Source organism: Termitidicoccus mucosus, assembly GCF_038725785.1.
GTDB lineage: Bacteria > Verrucomicrobiota > Verrucomicrobiia > Opitutales > Opitutaceae > Termitidicoccus > Termitidicoccus mucosus.
Window position 1 is genome coordinate 3762709 of record NZ_CP109796.1, and the last position, 14793, is coordinate 3777501.

Sequence of the window (14793 nt, forward strand, 5' to 3'; positions counted from 1 at the left end):
AAAGGGACGGCGTAATATTGATCCCGTGACGGCAAAAGACATACAGAAAGAACTTGAAGCGCTCTCCACTCCGGAGAAAAAAGAGTTCCTGCCCCGCTTCTTCAAGACGGGGAAAGGCCAGTATGGAGAAGGGGACAAGTTTATCGGAGTGGTGGTGCCGGATACCCGCAAGGTGGCCAAAAGCCACAAGGATATATCGCATGCCGAGATCATCAAACTTCTGCACAGTGAATACCACGAATGCCGCCTGTGTGCGTTATTGATCTTGGTGGAAAGGTTCAAGAAGGCAAAGGAGTCGGAAAGAAAGGAAATTTATGAATTTTATCTGTCTTCCACCCGTTGGATCAACAACTGGGATTTGGTCGACCTCAGCGCCAAGGACATAGTGGGAGAATATCTCGTGGACAAGGACAGGGCCATTTTATACAAGCTGGCGAAAAGCGAACTGTTATGGGACCAGCGCATAGCCATACTTGCCACATTCGCCTTTATCAGGCGGGGTGATCTCGATGATATATTTGCCCTGTCCCAAAAATTATTGCGGCACAGGCACGACTTGATGCACAAGGCCGTCGGCTGGATGCTTCGCGAAGCGGGGAAAAAAGATAAAAACAAACTTTGCGGCTTTCTCGACCGCCATCGCGGAGAAATGCCGCGCACCATGCTCCGCTATTCCTTGGAAAAATTCAGCGCGGAGGAGAGGGCGCATTATATGAGAAGATAATAGATTGCCTTTCGTTTATTCTGTCTCAACTGGCAGGGTCGGCTCGCGTGTCTGTTTAGCGTGATTACTGCTTCGCGCGGCAGCGCGCGTAGCGCAGGCATCCCTGCCTGCCGTCGAAACCGAAGGCGCGAAGCGACGCCGACTTTCTCTCTTTCCCCTAATAAATGCCGCGCTTCGCGCGATCACATCAGGACGGCAGGCAGGATGCCTGCGCTACGCGCGCTGCCGCGCGAACCTGAAATCACGCTCAATGGATACCTTCACCGGCAAAGCCCCTCACATATATCCCAAGCTTTTCACGCTTCCGCCAGCAGCGCTGCGCGCTCGCGGGCCTGGGTGGCGGAGGGCGCCTCGCCGGCGAGCCAGCGGCGCACGCGGGCTTCGAGGAAGTCTATATACATCGGCTGGTCGTTGAGGCAGGGGATTTGATAATAAGATTCGCCGCCCGCATCCAGGAAGGTCTTCCGGCCCGCGATGGCGATTTCCTCCAGGGTCTCAAGGCAGTCGGTCACGAACGCCGGCGACATCACGAGCAGGCGCTTCACGCCGGCGGACGGCAGGCGCGCGAGGGTCTCGTCGGTGAAGGGCGAGAGCCAGGGCTCGCCCACGAGCCGCGATTGGAAGGACACCGAGTAGCGCCCGGCGGCGAGCGCGGCGCGGCGCACGAAAGCCTGCGTGGTGCGGAGGCATTGCGCCTTGTAGCAGGTGCCGTGCACGGGCGAGTCGATCTCGCAGCAGCCGCGCACGAGGGTGCAGTGCGCGCGCGAGGTGTCGGCCTTGCGCAGGTGGCGCTCGGGGATGCCGTGATAGCTGAAAAGCAGGAGGTCGTGCGGCTGCGCGAGCGCGGGACGCGCGGACGCCACCAGCGCGTCGATGTAATCGGCGTCGTTATAGAAAGGCTGCACGCAGTCCACGCGCAGCTCCGGCGCGAGGCGCGCGGCCTGCTCGTAAACCTCGGCCACCACCGTCTCCCACGACGACATGGCGTAGTGCGGATACTGCGGGAAAAGCAGCGCGTGCTCCACGCCGTCGGCGGCGAGTTGCGCGACCACCGACGCGATGGACGGCTCCCCGTAGCGCATCGCCAGATACACGGGCGTTTCTCCGCCCTGCGCAGTTCTTTCCTCTTTTTCTTTCCTCTCCGTCCTCTCAGAACCGGACGACACGGAGGTCGTCCCTCCAGCGGAATGGTTTTTGTCCCCTGCGCCTTCCGCGGCGGCGGCCAGGCGCGCGGCGAGCTTGTCGCGCACGGAGCGCGAGGTGACGATGAGCGGCGAGCCTTCCGGCGTCCAGATGGTGGAGTAGGCGTGGGCCGAGTTTTCGACGCGCTTGCGGATGATGATCTGGTTGACCAGAAACGAGCGCAGCAGCCGGTTGTCCGGTTTGTCGATGACGCGCGGATCGCCCAGAAATTCGCTCAGGTAGCGGCGCACGTCGGGCACGCTGGTGGAGTCGGGGGAGCCGAGGTTGACGAGAAGAACGGCGCGCTTGGGCATGGAGCCGGGATTCTCGGCGCGGTTGCCCCCGGAAGTCAATGGATGCGTAAACTACGCCAAGAGTTTTGCCTTTAGTTGACAGCCGCGCGTGTCATACGCTCGGCGTTCACTTTTGTTTAACCGGCGCAACCGCCACGCACTCTCCTTATGAGCACATCACGCAAACCCGTTGTCCTTATCATTCGCGACGGCTGGGGCAAAAATCCCCGGCCCGAGCAACACGACTTCAATGCCGTCGAGCTGGCGAAGCATCCCGCCGACGACATGCTGCACGCGAAGTATCCCTTCGCGCTGGTCAAGGCCAGCGGCCTCGATGTCGGCCTGCCCGACGGCGTGATGGGCAACAGCGAAGTCGGCCACGAAAACATCGGCGCGGGCCGCATCGTGGACCAGGAACTCGTGCGCATCAACAAGCTCTTCTCCGAAAAACGCCTCGCCGCCAACACGGTCTGGCGCGCCGCCGTCGAGCGCGTGAAAAAGAACCCGTCGGCCAGGCTCCACCTCATGGGCATCGTCTCCGACGCCGGCGTGCACGGCATGCTGGAGCACCTCTACGGCCTCCTCGCCCAGGCCAAGGCCGACGGCGTCGGCGCGAACCAAGTCTTCATCCACGCCTTCACCGACGGGCGCGACACGCCGCCGCACAGCGGCCTCGGCTACGTGAAACAGGTCGAGGCGAAATGCCGCGAAATCGGCATCGGCAAAATCGCCAGCGTGTGCGGACGCTTCTGGGCCATGGACCGCGACAACCGCTGGGAGCGCGTCAGCAAAGCCTACAACCTGCTCACCGGCCGCGCCATCGCGGCCACCGCGCCCAGCGCCGAGGCCGCCGTGCAGCACTACTACGACCATCCGCTCGGCGAAACGCAGAAGGGCGACGAGTTCGTCACGCCCACCGCCGTGACCGGCGCCGACGGCAAGCCGCTCGCCACCATCGCCGACGGCGACGCCGTCATTTTCTACAACTACCGCGGCGACCGCCCGCGCGAAATCACCAAGGCCTTTGTCATCGACGGATTCGACGGTTTCGACCGCGGCAAAAAACTCGACCTCTACTACGCCACCATGGCCGAATACGAGGCCGGCCTGCCCGTGCACGTGATCCTGCCGAAGCCGGAAAAGTTGAAAAACATCCTCGGCCAGGTCGTGGCCGACGCCGGCATCGCGCAATTCCGCTGCGCCGAGACCGAGAAGAACCCGCACGTCACCTTTTTCTTCAACAACTATCGCAAGGACCCCTTCCCCGGCGAGGACCGCGTGTGTCCCGCCAGCCCGAAAGTCCCCACCTACGACATGCAGCCGGAAATGTCCGCCGCCGAGGTCACGCGCCTCACGAAGGATGCGATCCTCTCCGGCAAATACGGCCTCGTCGTGGTGAACTTCGCCAACCCCGACATGGTCGGCCACACCGGCTCGCTGCCCGCCGCGATCAAGGCAGTCGAGGCGACCGACGCCGGCGTGGGCACGCTGCTCGCCGCCGTGGAAAAGATGGGCGGCCACGCCGTGGTCTGCGCCGACCACGGCAACTGCGAGCAGATGTGGGACCCGTCCGTGAACGGCCCGCACACCGCGCACACTCTGAATCTCGTGGAGGTGTTTGTATTCGGAAACGGATACGCCGCCGGAAAAACGAAGATGCGCGCGGGCGGCCGCCTCGGCGACCTCGCCCCGACGATCCTCGCGCTGATGGGGCTGCCCAAGCCCGCCGAGATGACCGGCGAAAGCCTGATCCTCGGTTGATTCCGAGGCTCCATGCACTCCCGGGCGAGTGCATGGCCAGTTGGGGGGCAACCGGAAGTAACGTCAGCCGCTCTTTCTTCTTTCCTCTTTATCTTTCTCTTTCTCCCGCCGGCCCTCTTTTTGGGACGGAAAAAGAGAAAGAGGAAAGATTTCCGGCAGAACGGCATTGCTGCCGGCTGCTCCCCAAATCGGGGCCGGCCGCCCCGTCCTGTTCCCATTTGACAACACCGTCATGTGAAGCATATTACACGACGGACAAGACGCATGCGCTGCGTCATTCCATAGCCTCAACCCAAAATCACCATGGCAAAGGAATATACGAACGGGGAAATCACGATTGTCTGGCAGCCGGAAAAATGCGCCCACGCGGGTGTCTGCGCCAAGACGCTGCCGGAAGTTTACAAGCCGCAGGAGCGTCCGTGGATCAGGCCGGACAAGGCGACGACGGCGGAACTCAAGCGGCAGATCGACCAATGCCCGTCAGGCGCCCTGTCGTGGCGCGCGGGCGGCAGACAGGCGGCATGACAACGAAAGGATGCCGATGAAAACGGAACTGTTTTTGGCCGACACGCGCGGGCATGCGAACCATGGCTGGCTGGACACGCACCACACGTTCAGTTTCGCGGGTTATCACGACCCTGCGCGCGTGCAATTCGGAGTGCTGCGCGTGGTGAATGACGACATTGTCGCGCCGGGCATGGGCTTCGGGACGCACCCGCACGCCAACATGGAGATTGTCTCGATTCCCTTGCGCGGCGCCCTGCGGCACAAGGACAGCATGGGCAACGGCGGCGTGATTCGCGCGGGCGAGATCCAGGTAATGAGCGCAGGGAGCGGGATTACGCACAGCGAGTTTAACGCGAGCACGGACGAGGACGTGAATTTTTTCCAGATCTGGATTTTCCCCAACAAACGAAATGTCACGCCACGCTACGAGCAGAAAAAAATGGACTTGTTGAAAAACCAACTGACGCAGGTTGTCTCGCCAAGCGCGGGCGACGCGGGCGTGTGGTTGCATCAGGACGCCTGGTTCCACATGGGCGTTTTCGACGAGGGTCGGGTGTTTGATTACAAATTGAAGAAGAGCGGCGACGGACTTTTTGCGATGGTGATCGAGGGAAAGTTCGAGGCCGACGGAAAGGCGCTGGAGCGGCGCGACGCGGTTGGAATCACCGGCACGGACGCGGTGGCGTTCAAAACCCTGTCGCCGGACGCGCAGATTTTGCTGGTCGAGGTGCCGATGACGGGAAATCCGTCCGGCTGAACTTTCGCGACGAAGCGCGCATGCGCCCCGCTTTTCATACCATTCTCGAATCATCTAATGGTAGGGCGAGGCGTCCCGCCGAGCCGCGAACAGCCAACGGCTCGGCGGGACGCCTCGCCCTACCGAAATATGGATTTTGCCCGGAGATGGCATTGCCGGTCCGGGCCCTGAAAACGCCGGTTGTCACCGCTCCACCTTCAGCGGCGTGAGCGTCACGGGACCGAGAAGGCCGGAGGGCTGAAGCGGCCACAGGCCCGCGTCGAGCGGCTTGTAGTGCGCGTTGACGAAATTGATTTCGTGGAAATTTTTCCAGACCACGCCGCGCTGGTCCAGGTCGCGGATGCGGTTCGCGGCGAGGTTTGTCACCTCGATGGCGAGGTGGTTCTTGCCGGGACGCAGGCAATGGCCGATGCGCGCGCGGAAGGGCAGGCACCAGAGCAGGCCGACATCGCGGCCGTTGACGAGCACGCGCGCGGTCTCGCGCACGTCGCCGAGGTCGAGCCACCAGTCCTCGACCTCCGCGCCCTCGGGCGCGGCCGGCAGCTCGAAATCGAGTTCGTAGCGCGCCATGCCGGCGAAACGCCCGGCCTCGCCGCCCTGGTCGGTCCAAGAGGTGAGCGCGGCGGTTTTGAAGGGCGGCGGAAGCTGCGGGCCGCCGCTCGCAAAGGTGACCGTCCACCTGCCGCCGAGGGCGGCGGGCTCGCCCACGGGGGCGGAATAGGTCCATGACGCGGCATTTTCCGGGACGGCCTCGCCCGCGTAGGTGCGGACGATGATGGACTGGCCGGGCGCGAGTTGCAGGCCGACGGAAAGCGTGGCGGGCGTGCCGGCATCGGAATCGGCGCGGGCGGCGGAATAGCGGGCCATGCCGGACACGCCGGAAAGCGGGTCGTAGAGCGCGGCGGCGGCATCCTCGGTGACGAGCGGGGCGGCGTCGGAGTAGGGCTTGTCCGTGAGATTGGCGATGAACCAGATGTGGCCGTCGGGCAGCGCGCGCCGGACGAAGCGCAAGCCGCTGTCGGCGATGGTCTCGCGGGCGACGGGCACGAGGCCGAGAAGCGTGTCGAGATCGTCGCCGACATAGACGTTGCCCTTGCCGAGCATCGCGGCGCGCACGGCGGTGCCGGGCGGCGGGAGCTCGATGCGCGCGAGTTGTTCCGCAAACTCGGCGCGGCGGCTTTCGAGCCGGGCGAAACCGGGCACGTCGGCGGGCATGGCGTCGAAGAAGAGAATCCGCGCGCCCTGGCTCGCGAGGTCGAGCAGGCGGCGGAGCGTGGCGGCGGGCATGTGGCCGGTCCGGGGCACGAGGACGGCCTGGTATTCGGCGGTCCCGATGGTCCTCAGCCTGCTGCTCCTGGGAACGCAGGCCGTGGTGCGTAGTTGTTCGTCGGATACGAAATCAAACGTGTATCCGCGGTCGATCAGCGCCTGCGCGAGCCGGCCGGCCGGCGCCTCGGTGAGCCAGTCGTGGCCGTGCATGCCGAGGTTGCGGTTCCAGCCTTTCGGGTCGTGCCAGAGGTCGTAAACCGGCCAGTAGAGGAGGATGCCGTTGTCGGGCCGGCCGGCCTGGAGGAAGGACTGGACGCGGGTGATGTAGGCGTTGAGCGCGGCGAATTCGTGCCAGAGCGGATTGCGCGGGTTGTATTGGGTGGAGGCGTAGAAGAGCCAGCCAGGCCAGGGCGCGTCGGCGGGGCTGAAGCACGAGCCGTGGTAAAAGATGTGGTTGATCCCGGTGAGGAAAAGCTGGTCAAGCTCGGGCTTGAGCCCGGAGGGCGCCTCGTGGAAATGCTCGCGCGCCCACGTGAAGGCCTCGGACGAGGCGAGTTTTTTCCCGGCCACGTGCGCGGCGGACGAGGCGAGCTGGTTGACGAGCGGTTGCGGCACCTCGCGGCTGCGCTCCTCCGGCGGATTGCGGTAGAACGGAATCGGGAAATCGGTGGAGCCGAAAATCTCCGTCTCGGGGATGTCGGAGAGCGCGTAGAGGTCGAGAAGATTGGCGGGCGCGCCGTGCGCCTGCTCGCGGCTGATGCCGCCGACCGAGCGCGTCCACGTGTGCCAGGCGCGGACGTAGTCCATGTGCAGGGCGGCGAGCGTCTCGCGGTAATCGGACTTGATGCGCGCGATCGTGTCGGCGTCGCTTTCGGCGGCGGGCGCGGCGGCGAGCATCGCGGCGTGAGCGGCGAGGTCGTAGCCATGCCGTTTGCGGAAGGCGTCGGGGAGTTCCGCGGCCCAGTTGGCCTTATATTCGAACGAATCGTGGAACTGCGCGCGGATGGCGCCGGGCGGGAGCTGCTTGAGCGCGGCGGTGAACGGTTCGAGGTAATGCGCGAGCGCGGCGGTCGAATAGGGATTGAGCACGGGGCCCGCGCCGCCCGGCGCGGAGCGTTTCACGCGAAAGTCCGTCGGCTTCGGCGTGAATTTTCCGTCCGTGATTTCGATGGCGAGCTCGGCGTCCTCCGGGCGGACTTGCGGGCCGCCGAAAGGCCAGCCGGTGCCCGTCGCCATGTCCACGCCGAGCCCGAGCCGGGCGGCCTCGGCGGCGGTGTGGCGCAGCACCTCGATATAACGCGGGGAGAGAAAGGCGATGTAGCGGCGCTCAAACCCCCGCGCGCCGTAGATGGGCGTGATCTCCACGCCGCCGAGGCCCGCGCCGGCAAATGCGGCCAGCTCGCGCGTGAGGTTGGCCTCGTCCACCGCGCTGCCCGGCCACCACCAGCGCGTCCACGGCCGCGTCACGCGGGTGGTTTCGGGCCACGCGGGCGGCTGCGCGGTGTCGCCGCCGGACTGCGGAGCGGCGTCCGAAGGGCGAGGCTCGTCGTCTGCGTGTATCGAAAAAAAGGATACCGCCTGCAACATCGCCAGGACGAGGGTGAATGAGGATCGGGTCATGTGCGCTGACATGGGAAGTCGGGGGTTGGAAGGAATGTTCACACTGTAACCACAAATGCGTCATTCAAGACGCGGCCATATTGACAGTCAACGGGCGGATGGCCCGGGCTGCATTGGTCAGCAAAACGCGCCCTTGGTTCGCCATCGCAAGCAATTTGCCTGACACGCGCGCGAACCGAGGCAAAAGAGCAGCCGCGGCGTTTGGCGGTCAGGGCACGGCGGGATGCAACCTAATAGGTTGCATTTCCGGGAAAGCCGGTGTGCCTTATCTAGTTACGACATTATTTAAGTTGCTAGGCGTCTCCCAAGGCCTTGCGCAGGGCTGCCAGCTCGCCGCGCAACTGCGCGACCTCCGCTTCGAGCGCATCGAGGCGCTGCGCGACCTCGGGCGGGAGCGTCATCGTCACGGTGACGGGGGCCGGAACCGCGCCTCCGATGTCGGCGGCGGACGGTTCGCCGGTGAGAAGCTGCGCCCAGCGCGCCTCTTTCTGTCCGGTCTGCCGCGCGAGTTTTCGTGTGAGCGATCCCGACGGGCGCACGGCCAGATCGGCGAGAATCTGCTCAATCTCGCCCGCATCCGGCATCGCGTGCATGCGCTCGGCGCGGGCGCGCAGCTCCGCGGTCGTTTGCGGGCCGCGCAGCAAGAGTTCCGCCAGCAACACGCGCGCGACGGACTCGACCGGCCAGACCAGATCGAGCGTCTGCTTGTATTTCGGCACGCGGGCATCCGCGCCGGCGAAAAGCGTGGCGAGCTGCTTCTGCCGCAAGCCGTCGAGCGCCAGCTCGACCTCGCCCGCCGAGGCCTCGATGACCGGCGCGCGGTTGTTGCGCTGGTTGCAGGCGTTGACCAGGGCGTTGAGCGAGAGCGGGTAAACGTCGGGCGTGGCCAGTTCCTTCTCGATCAGGCAGCCAAGCACGCGCGCCTCGAGCGCGGAGAGCAGCAGCCCGGCCGGCGCGGCGGACGCGGATGCGGATGCGCCGGCATCGTCGGGAGACGCGGACATGGCGGAGGCGGGAATCGAGTCGGGGGAAAGCGGGTCGGCGTTCATGCGGCGATCTTCATCGCGGACAAACGCAGGCCGCAAGCGCAGAGGGAGCGACGGCAGGCGGCCCGCGAGGCGCCACCGCCCATTTTCAAGACCGGCCGGGGCGGGTTTGCTGGCGCGAGGAATCGCGGGAGGACGACGAACGCGGGGATGCCGTCGCCTTGTCCTGTCTTTCCGATGAGCGGCCCGGCGCGACTGCCCGCGGCTGGGTGCGCGCCGGCGGCTGGGACGGACGCGCCTGTTGCGACGGAGCGGGCTGCACGGACGGACGGGGCTGCTGCCGGGATGGCCGGACGGCCTGCTGCTGGAGGGGCGATGGCGAGGTGCGCTGAACCTGGCGCGGGACGGTCGTGTTTGCGGCGCGCCTGTCGGTCATGGTGGCGGCGGACTGGCGCCCATGGATTCGCGGATGGCCGGTCGGCGCGGTCGCGCGATTGTCGAAGCCGGCCGGCCCGTCGTAGTGCGTGCGGGTCGTCGTGTGCCGGTTGAAGTGCGTCGTGGTGATGTTGCTGGCGGTTTCCTGCCGGTCGAATGACTGGTGGCGCGGCGGCGGACGGCTGCCGGGATTGCGCCCGGGCGGAGGATTGGTCGGGCGCTGGTCGGACGGACGCTGGTAATTCGGCGGACGCGGATGGCGGTGCGGCGGATTGGCGTGCGCCCAGTCCGGGTTGCCGCGGGGCGGGCGCGGATGGATGACCGGGCCGGGCGGACGGTGAGGCGGCGGCGGGCGGTGCGGATTGGGCCGCCAAGTGTGCCGGTATTTCAGATGCGGCGGCGGGGGCGGCCCGTAACGCCACGCGGGGCGGTAATACCATGAGGGCGACCACGCGCCGATCCAGATGCTGCGGCCGATCCAGTTGCAATCGTAGGAAAGCCACGGGCCGCAGGGCCAGGCGGGGCCATAGTAGTAGCGCACCCGGCTCACATAAACGACGGCGGGGTCGTAATAGGGCACATAAACCACCTCGGTGCGCGTGGGGATGATGCGGATGTAGTCGCCCTCGTTGACCACGGTGAGCTGCTCGTTGCTCGGGAGGTTGCCGACGGACTGGGCCTGGCCGCGAAGCCGCTGGACGGCGGCCATCACGTCTTCGGGCTGGGCGATGACGGCGGCGCCGAGTTGCTGCGTCCAGGCGAGGTTTTCGTCCATCCAGCGCAGCACGTCCGGATAATGCGCGAGGGCGCGCACGCTGGCGTCCCAAGGCTGGTTGTCGATTTGCGCGGCGTCGCCGCCGTTCTCGAGGTAACGCGCGGCAAGCACGATGTCGGCGGGATTGGTGGACGCGGGCAGGATGACGGCGAGGAGCGTGTCGGGATACAACGCGACGGGACCGGCAAGCGTGTCGAGGGCGGAAGCGTCAAGCCGGGCGGTCTCGGCGGCGGCGGGAGATGGGTCGGCCCGCATGGCACCTGCGAGGAGGATGCCCAGGCCCAGAAAAAGGAAGGTGATCGTTTTCATGGGGAGGATGATTTTGGGCGTTTCTTTCCATGAAGGACTCCATTTCCCCGGAAAAGATGCGGGAAGTTTGCGTTTTTGGCCGCAAGGGACGGCACCGGCGTCTGGAGGATTATCGAGGTTTCGTGCCGGACAATCCCACCGCCTTGCGCAGGGAATAGCGGGTGCGGGCGAGCAGCGGGCGCAGGGGCGAGTTCCGCAAGTATTGGCGGACGTTGAGTTTCGCGCGCCAGCCGGGCCAGCCGGCGACGGCCAGGGCGTCCACAAAGGGCTGGCGCGCAGCGGCGGGGTAGCCGCAATGCCAGGGTTTGTTGCGTCCGGAATAATGCAGCAGCGCGGCGTCGGCCGGGATGTCGTGGCGCTCGTAGAGCTGATGGTTCCAGCGCGAGGGAAGCCGCGCCCATTCGCGGCGGAAAAAAACGTTCAGCGCATCCTGATCGTGAGAAATGAACTGGTGCTGCTCGGCCAGGGCGAGGCAGGTGTGCAGCGCGCCGCGGCGGCGCCATTCGGCGATATTGATGACGAGGAAACCGGCGTTGAAATAAAGCTCGTCGGGCGTGGTGCCCGCGGCGAGCACCGCGGACTGGCGGCCGATCTGGTGCTGGAAGCGCGCGTCGGGATAATTGGGCGCGGCCCAGACCGGGTGGACGGGTTGGGCGCGGGCGGTGTCGAGAAGCGGCGCGGGATTTTCCAGAAAAACGATGTCGGTGTCGAAATAGACGCAGAAATCGTCCTCGATGTGGTCGGCGACAAAGAGGCGGGCGTAGGTCAGGAGGCTGCCTTCGAGCGCGGGGGCGCGGCAGTGAGGCGGCCAGCGAAACGGGACAAACTGGAGGCGCGCGGCGGAGCCATGCCGGCGGGAGGCATGGTCGGCGAGGCGCGCGCAGACGTGCGCCGGGAAACCGCCGTCGAGGACGGTGAGATTGAACGGGGTGCCGGCGGGAAGAACCTCGACGAGCGAGCCGACGGCGGCGATGAGCCCCCAGGTGACGCCTGCGTCGCCCGAGGTGAGAAAAGAGAGTGGTGCGGTCATGCGTGGGCGTGGAAAAACCTGGAGCGCACGAGTTCGAGCACGTGACGGGTGGTGCGCCGGAGGAATCTGGGGTTTCGCCAGAGGTGCAGGCGGGGACGGTTCAACCTGCGGGCGAGCCGGTTGTAGTAACGGTTGATTTCGCGGTCGAAACGGTAGCGGTGAAAGGGCTTCGAGAAACGCTGGCTCATGTTGACGCCGTGCTGGCGATAGAGCGTCCAGGGATCGTCGAGCGTGACGGCTCGCCCGCGCAGGACGGCGTTGATGCAAAAGGCGATGTCCGGGCTCATGTGCGGATAGGCCGCGAGATCGAGCGGCATGATTTTTGCCAGAAGTTCGCGGCGCATGGCGAGGGCGCTGGTCGGATAGAAAAAATCGAGATCGTGGAGGCGGCGTATCTGGCGCTCGATGGCGACGCCGTGCGTCCACTCGTGGCGGATGACGCCGAGGGAGCGCCCATCCGCGTCGATGCGGGCCAGCGGAGCCTGCACGAGCATGACGCCGGGATCGGCGGCGAAGGCGCGCCCGTAGGCGTCGAGTTTGCCGGGCAGAAAGGCGTCGTCGCTGTCGAGGAGGAAAACGAGATCGGTGTCGGGGCGGCTGTGGCGGTGGCCCTGATTGATGGCGTTGATGAGGGCGGCGCGGTTGGAGCCGGCGAACTTCGGCGCGAGGACGGCGCGGATGCGGCCGCCATAGGAGGCGAGGATGGCGCGACTGTCGTCGGTGCTGCCGTCGTCGTATACGACGATTTCGTCGCCGGGGCGGACTTGCGCCAAGGCGGAGTCGATGCACGCGCGAAGGAAGGGCGCGTAGTTGTGGTTGTTGATGAGGATCGAGCGAGTCGGCATGGCGCGCGAAGGCCGCGGCGGGCTGGAGGGCGCGACGGCGCGATTGCGTGACGGATTATAGCATCCATCACGCCAATGCTCAAATGATTGGGCGAAGTTGGGGCGGACGGAGTCCGGCGCGGCGGGGAATTTTCTCGTTTTGTTTATGATTTCGCCGGGACGGGAAGAGGCAGGCGCGGGGCGCGGCAGGAAGCAACGCCAGCAAAGCTACGGATGCGGCCAGGCGACGCGGCTATGTTCCTGCCTGCGCCACGCGTTCACGCGAAGCGCGGGGCGAGGGCGGCGTGGAGTTCGCGGATGAGCGACTCGGTCGTCTCCCAGCCGATGCAGCCGTCGGTGATGGACACGCCGTAGCGGAGTTTTTCCCTCGGCTGCGGGAAGGGCTGGTTGCCCGGGAGCAGGTTGCTCTCGACCATCGCGCCCATGACGGCGGTGTCGGCGGCGATGAGCTGGCGGGTGATCTCGCGCAGCACTTCGGCCTGGCGCTCGGGCTTCTTGGCGGAATTGTCGTGGCTGCAATCGACGAGAATGGAGCGCGACAGGCCGGCCTTCGCGAGCGCGGCGGCGGCCTCGGCGATGTGGGCGGCGGAGTAGTTCGGGCCTTTCGCGCCGCCGCGCAGGACGATGTGGCAGTAGGGGTTGCCGCGCGTGACGATGGCCGAGGCGCGGCCATCGGTGTCGATGCCGAGGAAAGTCTGGGGCTGGGAGCCGGCCTTGATGGCGTTGATGGCGGCGGCGAGCGTGCCGTCGGTGCTGTTTTTGAAGCCGAGCGGCATGGAAAGGCCCGAGGCCATCTGACGATGCGTTTGCGACTCGGTGGTGCGCGCGCCGATGGCCGACCAGCAGATGAGGTCGGCGATGTATTGCGGCGTGATGGGATCGAGCAGCTCGGTCGCGGTCGGCAGGCCGAGGTCGAGCACCTCGCGCAGGAAACGGCGCGCGGCGAGCAGGCCGGCGGCGATGTCATGCGAGCCGTCGAGCCTCGGATCCATGATGAGCCCCTTCCAGCCGATGGCCGTGCGGGGTTTTTCAAAATACACGCGCATCACGATCAGCACGCGGTCGGCGACTTCGCGGGCGAGCGCGGCGAGGCGGCGGGCGTATTCGGCGCCGGCGGCGGTGTCATGGATGGAGCAGGGCCCGACAATGAGCAGGAAACGTTTGTCCGCCGAGAAGAGCAGGCGCTGGATTTCCTCGCGGGTGCGGGCGATAAACTCGGCCTGCGCCTCGGTCTTCGGCTCGGCGGCGAGCAACTCGGCGGGCGAGGGGAGACGGCGTGTCTCCACCACATTGATGTCGGAGGTCTTTTGCATGGCAGACCGGCCAGACTGGCACAGTGCGGGTGGCGTGCAAGCGCGCGGTGCGGCAGCGCCCTGCCCGCCGCTCGCCGCGCCACCGCCGCCAAATTCTCTTTCGACAGCCCGGGCGGGTTTTGCTTGGATCGGCGCTCCATGTTTCCACAAGTGGCAACCCTGCTCGGAATCCTGACCGTCGGGCTGGTGAGTCCCGGCCCGGACTTTTTTCTCGTGCTGAAAAACAGCATGAGCGGCTCGCGCTCGCGCGCGTTTGCGACCGGCATCGGCATCGCGGTCGGCCTCACCATGCAGGTGGTCGCGCTCTCGCTCGGACTGGCGGTCGCCCCGCCGGTCGTGCTGCGCTGCATCCAGCTCGCGGGCGCAGGCGTGCTGATCTGGCTCGGGCTGCGCGCGCTGCTCTCGCGTCCGGCCCCCGTTCCGCCCGCGGCCATTCAAGCGGCGGCCCGCGCGACCGCGGTCGGCGGCGCGACGCCGCAGGACGGCCCGGACGAACGCAGGCAGGCGATGGCGGGGTTCATGGAAGGCTTTTTGTGCAACGCCACCAACGTGAAGGTGTTCATCTTCTTCGTGAGCATTTTCTCGCAATTCCTGCCGGCGGGCGCGCCGTGGCAATGGCGCGTGGCGGTCCCGGTGATCGTGGTACTGCACGGCGCGATCATGTGGTCGCTCATCACCGCGGCGCTGCTGTCGCCCCCGGTGGCCTCGCGGCTCGCGCGGGCGCAACGCTGGCTGCCCCGGGTGTTCGGCGTGGTGCTGATCGGTTTCGCCGCCTTCGTGATCTGGGAGGCGGCGCGCGGCGCGTGGTGAGCGCGCGCGGGGCGCGTTTTTCCACAAGTCAGGCAGGGGCGAGGGGGGATAATTCAAAACACCCCGCCTCTTTCTCTTTATTCTTTATCTTTCCTCTTTCTCTTTCGTCAGGAACAGGGAACAGGGAACAGGGAACAGGAACAGGAACAGGGAACAGGGAACAGGGAACAGGGAACA

The 14793-nt window shown here is 65.9% G+C and carries 12 protein-coding genes; 5 read left to right on the plus strand and 7 right to left on the minus strand.

What is annotated here, in order from left to right:
• Positions 1-25 precede the first annotated feature (25 nt).
• Positions 26-724, plus strand: coding sequence for a DNA alkylation repair protein (locus OH491_RS13075; protein ID WP_068770870.1), 699 nt, complete (start codon positions 26-28; stop codon positions 722-724).
• A gap of 296 nt (positions 725-1020) precedes the next feature.
• On the opposite strand, the gene OH491_RS13080 is transcribed toward OH491_RS13075, so the two are convergent.
• The gene (locus tag OH491_RS13080) at positions 1021-2220 is read right to left on the minus strand and encodes a ferrochelatase (protein ID WP_084442332.1); all 1200 of its coding nucleotides are present in this window, start codon (positions 2218-2220) and stop codon (positions 1021-1023) included.
• Positions 2221-2367: 147 nt separating this feature from the next.
• Between OH491_RS13080 and gpmI the strand changes: the two genes are divergently transcribed.
• From gpmI to OH491_RS13095, 3 genes are all read left to right on the plus strand, one after another.
• Positions 2368-3960 carry a 2,3-bisphosphoglycerate-independent phosphoglycerate mutase gene (gene gpmI, locus OH491_RS13085; RefSeq protein WP_068770868.1) on the plus strand — a complete coding sequence of 531 codons (1593 nt, stop codon included), beginning with the start codon at positions 2368-2370 and terminating at the stop codon, positions 3958-3960.
• 303 nt (positions 3961-4263) lie between these two features.
• Positions 4264-4485 (plus strand): (4Fe-4S)-binding protein, encoded by a 222-nt coding sequence (locus OH491_RS13090; protein ID WP_068770867.1) that lies wholly within the window; start codon positions 4264-4266, stop codon positions 4483-4485.
• 16 nt (positions 4486-4501) lie between these two features.
• The gene (locus tag OH491_RS13095; protein WP_068770866.1) at positions 4502-5224 is read left to right on the plus strand and encodes a pirin family protein; all 723 of its coding nucleotides are present in this window, start codon (positions 4502-4504) and stop codon (positions 5222-5224) included.
• Between the two features lie 183 nt (positions 5225-5407).
• Here OH491_RS13095 and OH491_RS13100 read toward each other — a convergent pair whose 3' ends face one another.
• The 6 genes from OH491_RS13100 to OH491_RS13125 form a co-directional block, all read right to left on the minus strand.
• The gene (locus OH491_RS13100) at positions 5408-8113 is read right to left on the minus strand and encodes a glycosyl hydrolase (protein ID WP_334319395.1); all 2706 of its coding nucleotides are present in this window, start codon (positions 8111-8113) and stop codon (positions 5408-5410) included.
• A gap of 293 nt (positions 8114-8406) precedes the next feature.
• Positions 8407-9117 carry a YceH family protein gene (locus tag OH491_RS13105; protein WP_342751090.1) on the minus strand — a complete coding sequence of 237 codons (711 nt, stop codon included), beginning with the start codon at positions 9115-9117 and terminating at the stop codon, positions 8407-8409.
• 130 nt (positions 9118-9247) lie between these two features.
• Positions 9248-10618, minus strand: coding sequence for a DUF3300 domain-containing protein (locus tag OH491_RS13110; RefSeq protein WP_068770864.1), 1371 nt, complete (start codon positions 10616-10618; stop codon positions 9248-9250).
• A 109-nt stretch (positions 10619-10727) separates the two neighbouring features.
• Entirely contained in the window at positions 10728-11648 is a 921-nt protein-coding gene (locus OH491_RS13115) for a glycosyltransferase family 8 protein (RefSeq protein ID WP_068770863.1), read from the minus strand.
• On the minus strand, positions 11645-12493 hold the full coding sequence (locus tag OH491_RS13120) for a glycosyltransferase (RefSeq protein ID WP_068770862.1): 849 nt from the start codon (positions 12491-12493) through the stop codon (positions 11645-11647). Before OH491_RS13120 ends, OH491_RS13115 begins: the two co-directional genes overlap by 4 nt.
• Positions 12494-12750: 257 nt before the next feature.
• A complete protein-coding gene (locus OH491_RS13125) occupies positions 12751-13806 on the minus strand; it encodes a 3-deoxy-7-phosphoheptulonate synthase (protein WP_068770861.1) in 1056 nt (351 codons plus the stop codon).
• Between the two features lie 150 nt (positions 13807-13956).
• Here OH491_RS13125 and OH491_RS13130 point away from each other — a divergent pair, with 150 nt between their 5' ends.
• Complete coding sequence (locus OH491_RS13130) at positions 13957-14616, plus strand: LysE family translocator (protein ID WP_342751054.1); 660 nt, start codon at positions 13957-13959, stop codon at positions 14614-14616.
• Positions 14617-14793 lie beyond the last annotated feature (177 nt).